Annotated in this window: 2 protein-coding genes and 1 pseudogene; 1 reads left to right on the top strand and 2 read right to left on the bottom strand. The window is 35.7% G+C overall.

Annotation, left to right across the window (positions count from 1 at the left end):
* Positions 1-419: dihydroxyacetone kinase subunit DhaL (dhaL, locus tag HMPREF9088_RS10590; protein WP_007209250.1), on the top strand; the 419-nt coding region annotated here is incomplete at its 5' end.
* A gap of 565 nt (positions 420-984) precedes the next feature.
* Here the strand turns inward: dhaL and HMPREF9088_RS10585 are convergent.
* Together HMPREF9088_RS10585 and HMPREF9088_RS11995 are read right to left on the bottom strand one after the other, a co-directional pair.
* Entirely contained in the window at positions 985-2283 is a 1299-nt protein-coding gene (locus HMPREF9088_RS10585) for a polysaccharide deacetylase family protein (RefSeq protein WP_007209248.1), read from the bottom strand.
* Between the two features lie 348 nt (positions 2284-2631).
* Positions 2632-2727, bottom strand: a pseudogene (locus HMPREF9088_RS11995) (IS6 family transposase); the annotation flags it as partial.
* Between the last annotated feature and the right edge of the window lie 55 nt (positions 2728-2782).

Here is a 2782-nt window from a genome sequence, read left to right as displayed (position 1 = left end):
GTGATACCTTTAAAGTTCTTTCGATGGCAATGATCTCCAAAGTTGGAGGAGCTTCAGGTCCGCTATATGGTTCAGCATTCATGAACATGATGAAAGCGACAAAGGATGTTGACGTCATCAATTCACAAGAGCAATTAGGGAAAATCATCGAAGAAGGTACAAATGGGATACAAGCAAGAGGAAAAGCTGAAGCAGAGGATAAAACAATGCTAGATGTTTGGTTGCCTGTTACGGAAGCATTAAAAAACAATCAGCTAACCGCAGACGTCATCGAAAATGCCAAAGAACATACTAAAAATTTGGTCGCAAAAAAAGGACGTGCTTCTTATTTAGGGGAGCGGGCGATTGGACACATTGATCCAGGAGCAGCTTCTAGTGCAATCTTATTCCAGACATTACTTGATGTGATTCATGGATAGAAAGGGCTATTTATAAACTGTAAAAGCCTAACTTTGAACGACAGCATAAACTGTTGCAAAAGTTAGGCTTTTTATCTGCTTTCGTGTATCTACCTAGAGCTTTTTCTGACAGAAGTATTTACCAAAAGTTAAACGAAGAAAGTGAAAATCGAGAAGAAAGAATCACTCTTTAGCATGAAAAAAAGAACTTTATCCTGATTAAAATAACGAAACAATCAAATATGACTTGTGCAAAAAAAAGAGATGAGACCACTGCTACTTTTAGCAATGGTCTCACCTCTGTTTTACTGGTTATCGTCAGGTCAAAACGGTTTTTTTACTAACCTCTATTCACGGTGTTCAAAGCCCAACTCCTTGAAATAAGTCTGGATTTTTCAAAACATGAGAAGCTGTTTAGAAAAATTCATTCTTATTGTCGGCGGAGCTGAACGGTCTTTTCACAACCTTATCCACGGTGTTCAAGAAGCAACTCCTCAGCAATAAGCGCTAGATTTCCAAAATATGAGAAACTATTTTAGAAATCTAGTTCTTATTTGCTCGGAGCTGGACGCTTCTTTCACAAACTCTATCCTCGATCTTTTTGGTCATACACTTCTTTGACGTTGATAAATTGATCAAGTATTGGATTTTCTCCTTTTAGGTCAGCTTCGAAACGGATACCGTCAATATTGATTCTGGCGTTACGGTAGTAGTCAGTTCCTAGTTGTCCCCATGCAGGAGTTGAGGCATCGACATTGCAGAAGATATCAAATCCTTGTTGTTTCAAGTAAGCAAATTTTTGATTTGCTTCAGAATAAGGTTGCCAATCGCTGATGTCAGCGCCAAATGGGTAGATCAAAATATTTGTTTTGCCTAAAATAGGTGCAACTTCATTTTGCCAACGTTCATTATCTTGTTGGATATCGGCTAAAGAAGCTTGTGTCATATTCAAGTGTCCCCAAGTATGAGAAGCAAAACTCCAACCATCTTTCTTTAATTGATCAGCAACTTTTTTGGCTGCTTCGATTTCTTTGTTTGTTTTTTCGTTATCACTATATTCTGATTTTGATGTACGGTAACCTAATACACCATTATAGCCTGTTAAAGCTAATGTTCCTTTGGCGCCTTGATAAGAAAAATCGGGATGTTTTTTAATGAATGAATCGATCAATGGAACCATATCATAGTCACCAACAGTTTCCTTCTTATTGTCGATATAAATATTCTTGATTTGGTTCTGTTTATCGACAATCAACTTACTTGGAAATCCTGAATTGTCCATGTATTCATAATAGCTGACATCGTCTTGCGAAAGAATTAACGGTTTCTTTCCTTCTGGAAGAGAAACACCTGTAAAGGTCAGTTTTCCATCTGTTCCTTTTTTGACTAATCCATTTAGATTAACAAGAACATAGTTATTTTTATATAACTGATTAATGGTTTTATTGAATTCGGAAATAGTGACCATATAATCTTTATACCCTTGTGCTTGCTGGGTATGAAAAGCCTTAGCTGGATCAACAATCAGACTATGAAAGAAGACGTGTGAGATTTTGGTCGGGTCTTCCCATTTTACCAAGGATTCTTTTTCTTTTTTCAAAGTTGCTAACAATTGTTGCGCTTCTTTGGCGTCGTCTTTTTCAAGTAAGGCGATGGCTTCATCATAATGATAACTTGCAGCAAGCTGTTTTGCTTGATCAAGCTGTTTCGTCGTTTGTTTATCTTCAACAGGTTTTGAGCTGCTGCTTGAGTGTTGAGTTGTTTGACTAGTGTTTTCTAATTTATTGTTTGTTGCTGCTTGTGTAACAAAAAAGATACTTACACCTAGAATAATAACAGTGCATACAGAAGTGACAGCCAATATGATTTTGTGTGTATGTTTCATTTTATCGTCCCCTGCTACTTTTTGATTTCAAAAACCCCCGTAAGCTTTTCTTAACCTTTTGAAAAACTTCCCATAACCATTGTAACGAATATAGAAACAAGTGTAAAAGAAACTTTTGTTTTTTTTTGATTTTTCTCTTATTTTCTTTAACTAGAGCGCTTTTTATGAGAAGTACTATTTTGTAAAAGTTATAAAGTGAGAGAGGTGAAAATGTTCGGATTTTCGCTGTTTTTATTTCCAAGAAAAACTAAAATAAACCCGTGGTGCTAGTTAATTTTTTCCTAGAGGAAAATGGGTTCTGTTGCAAAGTTTTAAATAAAGAATAAAATCCCTTACGGTATCTATGATTTAAGCCGGTATACCCATTAAGACTTTTATTTCAGTTGATACTGAAAATCCGAAAAGCATTCCATTTCTTCAGTTCTTTTTGTATATTCCTTGGACGGGTTATATTGATAAAAATAAGAAAACAGCCCCTATTATCTAAGTGTTAGATAAT

It is taken from the genome of Enterococcus italicus DSM 15952, assembly GCF_000185365.1.
GTDB classification, from domain to species: Bacteria; Bacillota; Bacilli; order Lactobacillales; family Enterococcaceae; genus Enterococcus_G; species Enterococcus_G italicus.
This window is presented reverse-complemented; position numbering and strand designations above follow the sequence as displayed.